Origin of the sequence: Nocardia sp. CA-136227, from assembly GCF_050955695.1 — a bacterium.
In the GTDB taxonomy this organism is placed as follows: domain Bacteria; phylum Actinomycetota; class Actinomycetes; order Mycobacteriales; family Mycobacteriaceae; genus Nocardia.
This window is the reverse complement of sequence record NZ_CP192081.1, coordinates 869829-885122: the sequence shown is the minus strand read 5'-3', so window position 1 is coordinate 885122 and position 15294 is coordinate 869829. Positions and strand designations below refer to the sequence as shown.

General features: G+C 72.1%; 2 protein-coding genes. Both read right to left on the bottom strand.

All coding sequences use genetic code 11. From position 1 onward, the window contains the following. Positions 1–186: 186 nt before the first annotated feature. Complete coding sequence (locus tag ACQP06_RS04100; protein ID WP_433670600.1) at positions 187–7500, bottom strand: amino acid adenylation domain-containing protein; 7314 nt, start codon at positions 7498–7500, stop codon at positions 187–189. Between the two features lie 307 nt (positions 7501–7807). Next, positions 7808–15154 (bottom strand): amino acid adenylation domain-containing protein, encoded by a 7347-nt coding sequence (locus tag ACQP06_RS04095; RefSeq protein ID WP_433670599.1) that lies wholly within the window; start codon positions 15152–15154, stop codon positions 7808–7810. Positions 15155–15294 lie beyond the last annotated feature (140 nt).

Below are 15294 nucleotides of genomic sequence, written 5' to 3'. Positions count from 1 at the left end.
TGTCCGTGTTGCTCTACCGCCGCGTGCACCGACAAACTTCATCGGATCCACGTAGGCCGCGTTACTCCGCCCTGCCGGTGGCAGGGTGGTTCGCCGCCCTCGGAGACGGCGGGTTCACGCGGGGCTTCCCCAGAGTATTCAGCCCGGCGGGCGGGAGAGCCACTCCGGGAGGTCAACCCGTGGTCATCACACCCCACCCGCCCCGGGAAGGGCGATCACGGTGTGACCGGACCACTGCGCGGGCACCGGGAGCGCGTCCACCACCAGGGCCCGCAGATCCTCCAACTCGGCGGGGTCCACCCGGCCGACGCCGTCGCGTTCGGCGAACAGGTGGGTGACCCATTCGTCGGCGAGCGTCCCGGTCAGGTCGGCGCCCGGCTCGGCCAGCACCATCGACGCCCCGACGCCGCCGGCGGCGATCACCTCCAGCAGCGCGAAGGGATGGTCCACCGCGCCCGTCCGGAAGGTGCGGGATTCGAAGGTCAGCTCCGATTCGCCGCGAATCCGGTCCACCAGGGCGGCCACCGCGTCGTAGCCCAGGGAGGCCCGCCCGGGGGCGGCGAAGGCGGTGTCGTCGCCGCGCAGGGCGCGGGTGCGGTGCGCGTAGGTGACCGGCCGCGCGGATTCGGCGGCGATCTCGGCGGCCACGCCCGGATCGTCGAGGGCCAGCCAGTCGAGGCCGGCGACCGCCATGGGCGTCCCGGTGGTGAGACCGACCTTCATATCCAGTCCGGCCGGGGGCAGCCGGTCGAGGGAGGCCAGCGGTACCGCGGCGGCACCGGCCTTGAGCACCGCCCAGGTGGCCACGGCCAGGTCGACGCCGCGGTCCAGGCGCAGGCCCACGCCCGTGCCCGGGCCGCAACCGCGCCCGATGAGGACGCGGGCCAGCCGGGAGGAGCGGGCGTCGAGGTCCTGGTAGGTGACGGATTCGTCGCCGTGGACCAGGGCCGGGCCGTCCGGATCGTCCTCGACCGTGACCGACAGCGACTGCGGCAGCGCGGCGCCGTGGGCGGTGGTGGTAACCACCGGCACGGGGGTGGGCGCGGCCTGTACGCGGGAACGCTCGGCCGAGTCCAGCAGATCGATATCGCCGACCGGCATGTGCGAGTCGGCGGCCACCGCGGCCAGCACCCGCAGCAGTCGCGCGCCCAGCACCTCGATGGTCGACTCGTCGAAAAGGTCGGTGGCGTAGGAGAACACGACGGCGAGATCGCCGGGGGTCCCGTCGGCGGCGGGCGGGTGCGCCTCGACACCGATCTGGAGATCGAACTTGGCGGCGGTCAGGTCGGCGTCCACGCCGGAGACGGTCAGCCCCGGCAGTTCGAGTTCGGCGACCTCGTTGTTCTGCAGGGCCAGCACCACTTGTAGTAGCGGGCCCGCGCCGGGCGCGACCGCCTCCACCACCCGCTCGTAGGGCAGGTCCGCGTGCGCGAAGGCCGACAGGTCGGTTTCGCGAGCCGCGGCGACCAGGTCGTCGAAGGAGGCGGCGGGGTCCACGGCGGTGCGCAGGGTGAGGGTGTTGACGAACATGCCGACCAGGCCGTCGAGCACCCGTTCGCCGCGGCCCGCGACCGCGGTGCCGACCACGATGTCCGAGCTGCCCGACTGCCGGGCCAGCAGCACGGCGAGGGCCGCGTGCATGACCATGAACAGCGACGCGTTGTGGCGGCGCGCGATCCGGTTCAGTTCGGCGTGGATCTCGGCCGGCACCACGTAGTCGACCAGCGCGCCGCGCATGGACGGCGCGGCCGGGCGGGGCCGGTCCAGCGCCAGCGGCGGCCGCGCCGGCAGGTCCGCGAGTTGTTCGCGCCAGTACGCCAATTGCGCTGCCGCGACGGAGTTCTCGTCGGTGTCGACGCCGATCATGGCGCGCTGCCAGAGCGCGAAGTCGGCGTACTGCACGGGCAGCGGGGCCCAGCCGGGGGTCTCGCCCTCGGCGCGGGACAGGTACGCGGTCATCAGGTCGCGGGCCAGCGGGGCGAAGGACGCGCCGTCGGCCGCGATGTGGTGGGCGACCAGGATCAGCAGGTAGTCGTCGGGCGCGTCACCGGCGAGCAGCCGCAGCCGCACCGGAACCTGCTGCGCCACATCGAATCCGGTGCCGACCAGCTGCTGCACGCACGCGCCGATATCACCGGTGCGCCGCAGTTCGAGGCCGCCGGGTAGCGCCTCGGTGAGCGAGAGCACCTCCTGGTACGGCGCGCCGCCGGGTTCGGATTCCGGGTAGCGGGTGCGCAGGATCTCGTGCCGGGTCAGCACGTCCTCCGCGGCGAGGGTCAGCGCCGTGACGTCGAGCGCGCCGGTGAGCCGGATGACCATGGGGATGTTGTAGGCCGCCGACTCCGGGTCGAGTTGGTTGAGCACCCACATGCGCTGCTGCGCCAGCGACAGCGGGACGCGGGCAGGCCGCTCCCCCGCCACCAGCGCGGGCCGGGTGCCCGCCGCCGCGCCCGGAACGATCCGGGCGGCCAGGCCGGAAACCGTTGGGGTCTCGAAGAGTTCGCGCACGGTGACGGTGCCCTCGAGGGCCTCGTTGACGCGGGAGACCGCCCGGGTGGCGATGAGCGAGTTGCCGCCGAGTTCGAAGAAGTCATCGTCCGCGCCGACCCCGTCCACACCGAGCAGGTCCGCGAAGACGCCCGCCACGATCTCCTCTATCGGGGTCGAGGGCGCGCGGAATCGGCGGGGCTGGATCAGCGGGGCGGGCAGCGCGCGGCGGTCCAGCTTGCCGGAGGCGTTGAGCGGGAAGGCTTCCATCACGGCGACCGCGGACGGCACCATGTAGGCCGGAAGCTGCTGCGCGACAGCAGTTTTCACCTCGGTCGGATCGACGTCGACGCCGGGTTCGCGAACCACGTAGCCGATCAGCTGGTCGCCGGTGACGGCGTCGGACCGCACCACCACGACCGACTGCGCGACACCCGGCTGCGCCAGCAGCGCGGCCTCGATCTCGCCCAGTTCGATGCGCAGACCGCGCAGTTTCACCTGGAAGTCGGTGCGGCCCAGGTATTCGACCTCGCCCTCGGCGGTCCACTTCACCAGGTCGCCGGTGCGGTACATGCGCTCGCCGTGGCCGAAGGGGTCGGCCACGAAGCGGTCGGCGGTCAGGTCCGGGCGGGCCACGTAGCCGATGGCCAGCTGGTCACCGGCCAGGTAAAGCTCGCCCGCGACGCCGGGCGCCACCGGTCGCAAGCGCGAATCCAGCACGTAGAGGCGGGTATTGAAGACCGGCCGCCCGATCGGCACCGAGACCGTGTCGGCGTCGGTCACCTCGTGATAGGTGACGTCGACCGCGGCCTCGGTCGGGCCGTAGAGGTTGTGCAGCCGCGCGCCGGTGAGTTCCCGCAGCCGCTGCGCGGTGGGCGCGGGCAGCGCCTCGCCGGAGGCGAACACCTGCCGCAGCGCGGTCCCCGCGAAGCTGCCCTCGCCCAGGGTGGACAGGAACATGGCGAGCATGGACGGCACGAAATGCGCCGTGGTGACGCCTTGTTCGGCGATCACCTCGGCCAGGTACATCGGGTCCCGGTGCCCGTCGGGCCGGGCGACGACCAGGCGCGCGCCGGTCTGCAACGGCCAGAAGAACTCCCACACCGACACGTCGAAGGTCGCCGGGGTCTTCTGCAGCACCACGTCGGTGTAGGTCAGCCGGTATTCCGCCTGCATCCAGACCAGGCGGTTGACGATCGCCGCGTGGCTCACCGCCACGCCCTTGGGCCGCCCGGTCGAACCGGAGGTGAAGATGACGTAGGCGGGATGCGCGGGCCGCAGGGGTCGCACCCGGTCGAGCTCGCCGATCGGTTCGGCCGAGCGGTGCCGCGCCCGGTCCTCGGCGTCCTCCACCAGCACGGTGGAAATGCCGTCCCCGCCGTCGAATCCGTCGGCGCGGGTGGTGAGCACCAGGCGCGGGCGGGCGGTGTCGAGAATGTGGGCGATGCGGTCGTGCGGCTGTTCGGGGTCCAGCGGCACGTAGGCCGCGCCCGCCTCGACGATGGCGTACATGGCCACCACGAGTTCGGTGGAGCGCCGGATGGCCAGGGCGACCAGGGTTTCCGGGCCGACGCCGTACTCGTCCACCAGTTCGCGGGCGAGACGGCGGGCGCGCCGGGCGAGTTCGCGGTAGGTGAGGCGTTCGTGCTCGAACACGAGCGCCACGGCATCGGGGGTACTCGCGACCTGCGCCTCGAACATCGAGACCAGGGTCGGCGCGCTGCCACGCGGCAGGCCCACGGCCGCGACCACGTCGCAATCGGTGGCGTTCCAGTCGGTGAGGACCCGGCGCTGTTCCTGCTCCGACAGCAGGGCGAGATCGCCGACCGGACCGGCGGGGTCGCCGCCGACCAGTTCGAGCACGCGGGCGAACCGGCGTGCGAAGGAGGCGACGGTGTCCTCGTCGAAAAGGTCGAGCGCGTAGGAGAATTCGGCCGCCATGCCGGTGCCGTCGCCGTACTCGTCGACCCGTTCCTGCACGGTCAGTTGCAGGTCGAATTTGGCGAACGGCACCTCGAGGTCCGCGCCGGAGACGGTGAGGCCGGGCAGGCGCAGGTCGGCGGGCGCCAGGTTCTGGAACGACAGCATGACCTGGAACAGCGGGTTGCGGGCCTGCGAGCGGGCCGGTTCGAGCAGGTCCACCAGTCGTTCGAAGGGCACGTCGGCATGGCCGAAGGCGCGCAGGTCGGATTCGCGGACCCGGCCCAGGAGTTCGGTGAACCCGAGCGTCGGATCGACGTCGGTGCGCAGCACCAGGGTGTTGACGAACATGCCGATGAGGTCGTCGAGTTCGGCGTCGCCGCGGCCCGCGACCGGGGTGCCCACGGCGATGTCGCGGGTGCCGGAGAGCCGGGCCAGCAGCACCGCGAGCGCCGCGTGCACGACCATGAAGGTGGTGCCGTTGTGGGCGCGGGCCAGTCGCCGCACGCCCGCGTACACGTCGTCGGCCAGTTCGAAGCGGAAGGTGCCGCCGCGGTAGGACGCGACCGGCGGGCGCGGGCGGTCCGCGGGCAGCACCAGTTCGTCGGGCAGTTCGGCGAGGGTGTCGCGCCAGAACGCGATCTGCCGTGCAATGGCCGAGGTCGCGTCGTCCTCGCTGCCGAGCGCGGCCCGCTGCCAGAGCGTGTAGTCGGCGTACTGGACCGGCAGCGGCTGCCACCGCGGCGCGTCGCCGGAGCCGCGGGAGACGTAGGCGGTCACCAGGTCCCGCACCAGCGGTCCCATGGAGAACCCGTCGGCGGCGATGTGGTGGACCACGCAGACCAGGACGTGTTCGTCCGGTCCCAGCCGCAGGACGCGTAGTCGCAGGGGCGGTTCGGCGGTGACGTCGAAGCCGGTGCCGCCGAGTTCCATGACCCGTGGGGTCAGGTCGGCGAGGTCGATGTCGTGGATCGGAAGTGCCGGGATGGCACGGGAATCGGTGAGGGGCAGCACCTGCTGGTAGCCCTCGCCGTCGACCTCCGGGTAGATGGTGCGCAGCACTTCGTGCCGTTCCACCAGGTCCCGGGCCGCGGCGCGCATGGCGTCCAGGTCCAGTGCGCCGGACAGCCGGACCGCGAGCGGGACATTGTCGACCGCGCTGGCGGGATCGAACCGATTGAGGAACCACATGCGCTGCTGCGCGTAGGACAGCGGCACCCGGTCCGGGCGCGGCCCGGCGACCAGTGCGGGCGCGACGTTCCCGGTGGTGAGTTCGTCCTCGACCAGCCGGGCCAGCGCGGACACGGTGGAGGCGTCGAAGAGCACCCGCACCGGCACCCGCGTGTCGAGCGCGTTCCCGATGCGGGCCACGGCCTGCGCGGCCAGCAGCGAATTGCCGCCGAGTTCGAAGAAGTCGTCGTCGGCGCCGACCCGCACCGGGTCCGCGCCGGGCGGGGTGAGCAGGCCCGAGAAGATCTCGGCGACGGCCTGTTCCGCGGGCGTGGCCGGGGCCCTGAAGGCGCGGGCGGCGAAGACCGGTGCGGGCAGGCGGGCGCGGTCGACCTTGCCTACCCGGGTCAGCGGGATCTCGTCGAGGGCGACGATGGCCGCGGGAACCATGTAGGCGGGCAGCGACTCTCCCGCGAAGGCCGTCAGGGCGGCGACGTCCACGGTCGCGCCGGCGGTGGGGAGCACGTAGGTGACGAGGGCGGCGGCGCCGGTCGGCAGGGTGGTGCCGAGGGTGACGGCGAAGTCGACGTCCGGATGCGCGGTCACCGCGCTGTCGATCTCCCCGAGTTCGATGCGCAGACCGCGGATCTTGACCTGGAAGTCGGTGCGGCCGTGGTGTTCGAAGGTCCCGTCCTCGCGGCGGCGGACCAGGTCGCCGGTGCGGTAGAGCCGCTGCCCGGGTTCGCCGTAGGGGCTCGCGACGAAGCGTTCCGAGGTCAGTCCGGGCCGGTTCAGGTAGCCCATGGCGAGCGCCTGACCCGCCAGATACAGTTCGCCGATCACACCGGGCGGCACCGGCCGCAGCCCCGCGTCCAGCACGTACGCGCCGATCCCGGCGAGCAGCGAGCCGATGTGGGTGCCGCCGCCGGGCTGTAGCGCGTCGGTGGCGGTGGCGATGGCGGTGACCTCGCTCGGGCCGTATTCGATGAAGAACTCGCGGTCGGGGGTGACCCACCGGTCGACCAGCGCGGACGGCACCCGCTCGCCACCGCACATGACGGCCTGCAGGTCCTGCGGCACCGCCGGATCCAGCGATTCCAGCACGGCCGGGGTGATGCAGAGGTGGGTGATGCGTTCGCGGCGTAGCAGTTCGGTCAGTTCCGGGCCGCCGAACACGTGCGGCGGCACCACCACCAGGGTCGCGCCCGCGCTGAACGCCCACAGCAGTTCGACGATGGAGAAGTCGAAGCTGGGGGTGATGAGGTGGGTGAGCCGCGAATCCTCGGTGATGCCACGGTGTTCCCGGCGGGCGGCCAGCACGGCCAGGCCCGCGTGGTCGATGGCCACGCCCTTGGGCTTGCCGGTGGATCCGGAGGTGTAGATGACGTAGGCCAGGTGCTGTTCGGTCAGCGCCCGGGTGCGGTCGGCGTAGGAGATGGGGTGCGAGGGCCGGGCGGTGATGCGTTCGGCGCGGGCCGGATCGTCGAGTTCGACCCAGTAGGCGGCGGTTCCGAGACCGCGGCGGTGGGCGGCCACGGTGACGCCGAATTTCGCGCCGGAGTCGGTGAGCATGTGCTCGATCCGGTCGGCCGGGTAGGTCGGGTCCACCGGCAGGTAGGCCGCGCCGGTCTTCACGATGGCCCACACCGCGAGCACCGATTCCACCGAGCGCGCGATGGCCATGGCCACCACGTCGCCGGGACCCACGCCCAGCGCGATCAGTTCGCGGGCGACCTGCGAGGACCGCTCGTCGAGTTCGCGGTAGGTGAGCTCGACCAGGTCGGCCGGATCTCCGGTGGGGTTGAAACTGACGGCGACGGCGGTGGCGGAGGATTCGACCGCGGCGGTGAGCAATTGGCCGAAGAATGGGCTGCCGGACCTGCGTCGTCGACTACCACGAGCTGCTCTGCGGGCAGTTTCCATACAGTTGTTCACCTCACAGATACAGCAATCCACACACGTCGAAGGTCTTCGACCAGCCCGAGCCGACAGTGCCTGCCGGCCGGGCGAACGCGCACAGCATATCCGCGCACGGCTGGTCCGACCGCTCGAACTGGAAGGACTATCGATGGCAGCGACACGGCGTTGCATGATGTGATCTGCGCCATAGCCATTCGTGATGGCTACCAACGGCGCCGACGGGAGGTGAATTCCGCCGGCGCCGACGCGGTCCGGGGGGACCGCTCTGCACGAGGGCTACCGCGACGCGAACGCGGCAGCGTCGTCTCCGCTACTCCGGCGGCACCGTCCCATCGGCCGGTAGCACCGCCACGGTGGCGGTCTGCGCCCACGGCTCGGCGGCCGCGGTGGGGGCGTCGAGCACGACGGCCCGAAGATCCTCGAGCGGGGCCGGATCCAGCTCGCCGAGGCGATCGGCCTCGGCGAAGACGTGAGTGACCCACTCGTCGGCGAGCACGTCCGACAGTTCCGCGCCGGGCTCGGCGGGCACCAGCACCACCGACGCCCCGACCGCTCCGGCCGCGACCGCTTCGATCATGGCCAGCGCGGAATCCGCGGCGCCGTGATGGAAGGTGCGCGATTCGAAGGTGAGGTCCAGGCCGCGGGCGCGGTCCACGGCGGCGGCCAGCTCGTCGTAGGTGAGCGTCCCGTCCGCCGACGTGCGGGCCCGGTCGTCGCCGCGCAGCGCGCGAATCCGGTTGGCGTAGGTGACCGGTCGCGCCGACTCGGCCGCGACCTCGGCCGCGGTCTCCGGATCGTCGAGCACCACCCAGTCGATGCCGCGCACGCCCTCGGGCGCGCGGCCGACGGTGATGCCGACCTTCACGTCCTGGCCGGGCGTCTCGGCGGCGGCGAACGGCACCATCATGGTGCCTGCCTTGAGCACCGCCCAGATGGCGACCACCTGGTCGACGCCGCGGTCCAGGCGCAGCACCACTCCGGTGCCGGGTCCGCTGCCGCGGGCGATCAGCACCCGGGCCAGCCGCGAGGAGCGGGCGTCGAGTTCGGAGTAGGTGAGCGCCTCGTCGCCCCACACCAGGGCGGGGCCGTCCGGGTCGTCCTCGGCGGCGGTGGTGAGCAGCTGGGACAGCGCCGCACCGCGCACGCCGAACCCGGCCGGTTCCGGCGCGGACTGCGACATCGCCTGCACCGCAACAGATTCCGCGGCATCGAGCAGTTCGATGTCGCCGACTGCCAGCTGCGGGTCGGCGGCGACGGCGGTGAGCGTCCGTTCCAGCGCCCGCCCGAACGACGCCATCGAGAATTCCTCGAACAGATCGGTGTCGTAGTTGAGGATGACGGCCAGTTCACCGGTCGCGCCGTCCACGCCGGGGCGCGGTTCGACGCTGATCTGCAGATCGAATTTGGCGGTGGCCAGGGCGGTGTCGACGGCGGCCACGGTCAGGCCCGGCAGTTCCAGCACCGGGGTCTCGGTGTTCTGCAGCGAAAGCACTACTTGGAGCAGCGGATTCGCGGTGGTGCGGGCGGTGAGCTCGGAGACCCGTTCGAACGGGATGTCCGCGTGCGCGAACGCCGACAGGTCGGTCTCGCGGGCTCGCTCGACCAGCTCGTCGAACGACGCGGCCGGATCCACCCGGGTCCGCAGCGTCAGCGTGTTGACGAACATGCCGACCAGATCGTCGAGCGCGCGTTCGCCGCGGCCCGCGACGGCGGTGCCGAGCACCACGTCGGCGCTGCCCGACAGCCGCGACAGCCAGGCCGCCACCGCCGCGTGCACCACCATGAACAGTGACGCGTTGTGCTGGCGCGCCAGGCGATTCAGGCCCGTGTGCACCTGCGGCGACAGCGTGAAGTCGAGCAGCGCGCCGCGCATGGACGCCACCGCCGGACGCGGCCGGTCCAGCGGCAGCATCGGACGGTCGGGCAGTCCGGCCAGCTGGTCGCGCCAGAACGCGATCTGCGCGGCGGCCGCCGAATCGGCGTCGTCCTCGAGACCGAGCGCGGCCCGCTGCCACACCGCGTAGTCCGCGTACTGCACCGCGAGCGGCTGCCAGGCCGGGGCCTCGCCCGCGGCGTGCGCCAGGTACGCGGTCATCAGGTCGCGGGCCAGCGGCGCCATGGAGGCGCCGTCGGCGGCGATGTGGTGGGCCACCAGGACCAGCAGGTAGTCGTCCGGGTCGTCGCCGGTGATGAGCCGGACCCGCACCGGAACCCGCTGCGCCACATCGAATCCCGTGCCGACCAGCGCGCCGATCCGGCCGCCGATATCGCCGGCCCGCTCCACCTCGAGACCGTGCGGCAGCACGTCGGCGACCGAGAGGATCTCCTGGAAGGCGGGCCCGCCCGGCGTGGTCTCCGGGTAGCGGGTACGCAGCACCTCGTGGCGGGTGAGCACGTCCTCGACGGCGTGGCGCAGGGCGGGCACGTCGAGCGCGCCGGTGAGCCGGATGACCATCGGGATGTTGTAGACGGGGGAATCCGGGTCGAGCTGGTTGAGCACCCACATGCGCTGCTGCGCCAGCGACAGCGGAACGCGGGCGGGCCGCTCCCCCGCCACCAGCGCCGGCCGCGCCCCGGCGCCCGCACCCGGCACGATGCGCGCCGCGAGCCCGGAAACCGTTGCGGTCTCGAAGATCTCGCGCACCGCGACGGTGGTGTCGAGGGCGGCGTTGATCCGCGCCACCGCCCGGGTCGCGATGAGCGAGTTGCCGCCCAGTTCGAAGAAGTCGTCGTCCGCGCCGACCCGGTCGGCGCCGAGCAGCTCGCCGAACACCCCGGCCACGATCTCCTCGATCGGGGTCGACGGGGCGCGGAAGCTCTTGGCCTCGAACACCGGCGCCGGGAGCGCCTTGCGATCCAGCTTGCCGGAGGCGTTGAGCGGGAACTCGTCGAGCACGACGATCGCGCTGGGCACCATGTACGCCGGAAGTGACCGGGCCAGACCGGCTTTCAGCTCCTCGGGGGTGGTGTCGGCGGCGACGGCGTAGCCGACCAGCTGGTCGCCGGTGTGCGCGTCGGCGCGCACCACGACCACCGACTGCGCGACGCCCGGCTGCGCCAGCAGCGCGGCCTCGATCTCGCCCAGTTCGATGCGCAGACCGCGCAGCTTCACCTGGAAGTCGGTGCGGCCCAGGTACTCCAGCTCGCCCTCGGCGGTCCACTTCACCAGATCGCCGGTGCGGTAGAGGCGTTCGCCGGCACCGAACGGGTCGGCGACGAAGCGGTCCGCGGTCAGGTCCGGGCGTTCGACGTAGCCGCGCGCCAGCTGCACACCCGCCAGGTACAGTTCGCCCGCGACCCCGGCCGGGACCGGGTTGAGGCGGGAATCCAGCACGTAGACACGGGTATTGAAGACCGGACGCCCGATCGGCATCGACACCGTGTCAGCGTCGACGGCCTCGTGATAGGTGACGTCGACGGCGGCTTCGGTCGGGCCGTACAGGTTGTGCAGGCGGGCCCCGGTCAGCTCGCGCAGCTGTCGCGCGGTCGGCGCGGGCAGCGCCTCACCGGAGGCGAACACCTGCCGCAGACCGCGGCCCGCGCGCGCCAGTTCGCTGTCGTTGTCCAGCGTGGCCACGAAGGCCGACAGCATGGACGGCACGAAATGCGCGGTGGTGATGCGCTGTTCGGCGATGATCTGCGCCAGGTACACCGGGTCGCGGTGGCCGTCCGGCTTGGCGACCACCAGGCGCGCACCGGTCTGCAAGGGCCAGAAGAACTCCCACACCGACACGTCGAAGGTGGCCGGAGTCTTCTGCAGCACCGCGTCGTCGGCGGTCAGCGCGTATTCGTGCTGCATCCACACCAGGCGGTTGACGATGGCGCGGTGCTCGACGGCGACGCCCTTGGGGCGGCCGGTCGAGCCGGAGGTGAAGATGACGTAGGCGGCGTGCTCGGGGCGCAGCGGTCGGACGCGCTCGGCCTGGGTGATCGGCGCGCCGCCCAGGGCGCGCGCGGACGCCTCGGCCCGTTCGACCGACAAGGTGGCGACATCCCTTGCCCCGGCCTCGAATTCGTCCGCTTCCGCGATGAGCAGCAGTCGCGGCCGCGCGGTGTCGAGGATGTGGCCGATGCGGTCGGCGGGCTGGTCCGGATCCAGCGGCACGTAGGCCGCACCGGCCTGCAGCACCGCGTACATGGCCACGACCAGCTCGGTCGACCGGCGCAGGGCCAGGGCCACCAGCGATTCCGGCCCGACACCTTCGGCGATCAGCAGTCGCGCCAGGCGGTTGGAGCGCTCCGCGAGCTCACGGTAGGTCAGCGTCTCGTCCGCGAAGACCAGTGCGACGGCGTCCGGGGTCGCCACCACCTGGGCGTCGAACCGCGAAACCAGGGTCGCCGCAGCGCCTTCGGGCAGCGTGGCCGCCACGTCGAAGCCGGTGGCGTTCCAGTCGGTCAGCACCCGCTGCCGTTCCCCGGCGGAGAACAGCGCCAGATCGCCGACCGGCGCGGCCGGGTCGGCGGTCAGCGCGGCCAGCACCCGCTGGAAGCGGGCGGCCAGTTCGGCGACCGTGGCGGCGTCGAAAAGGTCCATGGCGTAGGAGAACTCGGCGGCCATGCCGGTGGCGTGGCCTCGCTCGTCGAGCGATTCCTGCAGGGTGAGCTGCAGATCGAACTTGGCGAACGGGATCTCCAGGTCCGCGCCCGCCACCGTGAGGCCGGGCAGTTCCAGCCGGGTGGGGGCCATGTTCTGGAAGGTCAGCATGACCTGGAACAGCGGGTTGCGGGCCTGCGAGCGGGCCGGGTCCAGCAGTTCCACCAGGCGCTCGAACGGCACGTCGGCGTGGCCGAAGGCGCGCACGTCGTTCTCGCGCACCGCCGCCACCAGCTCGGTGAAGGAGGCGGCGGGGTCGATGTCGCTGCGCAGCACCAGCGTGTTGACGAACATGCCGATCAGGTCGTCGAGCTCGGCCTCGCCACGCCCGGCCACCGGGGTGCCGATGGCGATGTCGCGGGTGCCGGAGAGCCGGGCCAGCAGCACCGCGAGCGCGGTGTGCACCACCATGAACAGCGTGGTGTTGTGGGTTTCGGCGAATCGGCGTGCGGCCGCGTAGATCTCGTCGTCGAACCGGAAGTTGTGGTTGCCGCCGCGGTAGGAGGCGACGGCGGGCCGCGGCCGATCCCAGGGCAGCACCAGTTCGTCGGGCAGGTCGGCGAGGTTCTCGCGCCAGTAGGCGATCTGGCGGGCCAGCGGCGAGTCCGGGTCGTCCTCGCTGCCCAGCGATTCCCGCTGCCACACCGCGTAATCCGCGTACTGCACGGGGAGCGGGGCCCACTGCGGAGCGGCCCCGTTCATGCGCTGCGCGTACGCGGTGACCAGGTCCCGGGCCAGCACGCCGATCGAGACGCCGTCGGCGGCGATGTGATAGATCGCGGCGACCAGCACGTGCTCGTCGGGCGCGAGGCGCAGCAGGCGCAGGCGCAGCGGCGGCGCGGCGGTGACGTCGAAGCCCGCGCCGACCACCTCGGCGACCCGGTCGGCGATCTCGGCGGCGTCGATCTCGGTGACCGGCAGTTCGGGCAGGGCCCGCGGGTCGGTGGCGGGCAGCACCTGCTGGAAGCCCTCGCCGTCGACCTCGGGGTAGATGGTGCGCAGCACCTCGTGGCGGGCGACCAGGTCCGCGGCGGCGGCGCGCATGGCGTCCACGTCGAGGGCGCCGGTGAGCCGCACCGCGAGGGGCATGTTGTCGACCGCGCTGTTCGGGTCGAAGCGGTTGAGGAACCACATGCGCTGCTGCGCGAAGGACAGCGGCACCCGGTTCGGGCGGGGCAGCGAGCCGAGCGCGGGCCCGGTGGCGGCCGGGGCCGTCTCGCCCTCGAGGCGGCGGGCCAGTTCGGCCACGGTGGAGCCGTCGAACAGCACGTGCACCGGCACCCGCACGCCGAGGGCGGTGCCGATGCGGGCGGCGGCCTGGGCGGCGAGCAGCGAGTTGCCGCCGAGTTCGAAGAAGTCGTCGTCCGCACCGACCCGGGCGTCCGGATTGTCGGGAATCAGCAAGGCGGCGAACACGTCCGCGATGACTTCCTCGGCACGGGTCGACGGAGCCCGGAACTCGCGGGCCGCGAACACCGGCTCCGGCAGGGCATTCCGGTCCAGCTTGCCGACCGGGGTCAGTGGGATCTCGGCCAGCACCACGATGGCCGTGGGCACCATGTACGCGGGCAGCGACTCGCCGACGTGCGCGGCCAGCGCCGCGGTGTCCACGGTCACGCCCGGGCGGGGCAGCACGTACGAGACCAGGGCGGTCGCGCCCGACGGCAGCGCCCGGCCCAGGGTCGCGGCGAAATCCACGTCCGGGTGCGCGCTCAGGGCATTGTCGATCTCGCCCAATTCGATACGCAGACCGCGGATCTTGACCTGGAAGTCGGAGCGGCCCAGATATTCGATGACGCCCGGCTGCTCGGATTCGGCCGGATTGCGGCGCACCAGGTCACCGGTGCGGTACAGCCGCGAACCCGGGCTTCCGGCGGCCTCGCCGAACGGGCTCACCACGAAACGCTCGGCGGTCAGACCGGGGCGGCCCTTGTATCCCTGCGCCAGTGCGGGTCCCGACAGGTACAGCTCACCGACCACGCCGTCCGGCACCGGCCGCAGCCGCGAATCCAGCACGTACGCACCGACACCCGCGATGGCGGCGCCGATGGTGATGGGCTCGCCCGGCAGCAGCGGAGCGCTGGAGGTGGCGAGAATGGTCGCCTCGGTGGGGCCGTAGCCGTTGAAGAAGGAGCGCTCATCGGTCGCCCAGCGCGACACCAGTTCCGGGCCGAACTTGTCACCGGCCACCACGACGGTGGTCAGCTCGCTGAGCCCGGCCGGGTCCACGGATTCCAGCGCGCCGGGCGTGATGAACACGTGGGTGACGCTCTCGCGGTCCAGCAGGTCGGACAGTTCCACACCGCCGAAGACACCGGCGGGCGCGATGACGAGGGTCGCACCCGCGGTGAAGGTCAGCAGCAGTTCCAGCACCGAGACGTCGAAGCTGGGAGAACAGACGTGCAGCACCCGCGAATCCGCGGAGACCGCGTAGTGCTCACGTTCGGCGGCAACCAGCCCGGCCAGGCCGGTGTGGGTGACCACCACGCCCTTGGGCTTGCCGGTGGAACCGGAGGTGTAGATGACGTACGCGGGGTGCTGCTCGGTGAGCGTGCCCACCCGGTCGGCGTAGGAGATCGGGTGGTCCGGGTGCGCGGTGACGCGCTGCTGCTGCGCCGGATCGTCGAGTTCGATCCAGGTGGCGGCGTCGCCCAGGCCCGCGCGGTACTCCCGGGTGGTCAGGCCCAGCACCGCGCCGGAGTCGGTGAGCAGGTGTTCGATGCGGTCGGGCGGGTACGCGGGGTCGACCGGCACGTAGGCCGCGCCGGTCTTGGCGATGGCCCAGACCGCCAGCACGGATTCGATCGAGCGGGTGATCCCGATGGCGACCATGTCGCCGGGGCCGACGCCGCGGGCGATCAGTTCCCGGGCCAGCTGCGAGGAGCGCGCGTCCAGCTCGCGGTAGCTGATCTCGCGTTGAGCGGCCGGATCCCCGGTCGGGTTGAAGCGGATGGCGATGGCGTCACCGGCGGATTCGACCGACGCGGTGAGCAACTGCCCGAAGAGTGGGCTGCCGGACCGACGCCGACGAGTACCGCGTGCTGTACGGCGGGCAGTATCCATACGCGTGCAATCACCTCTCGGGTTGGTCTTTTCCGCAGCCGAAGACACTCGGCGGACCCACGAAAACTGACGTCTGTTCCCGGGACGTCAAAAGGTCAGCGGACGGAAACAATCATATCGATGCTCGCGAAGTGCCCCGA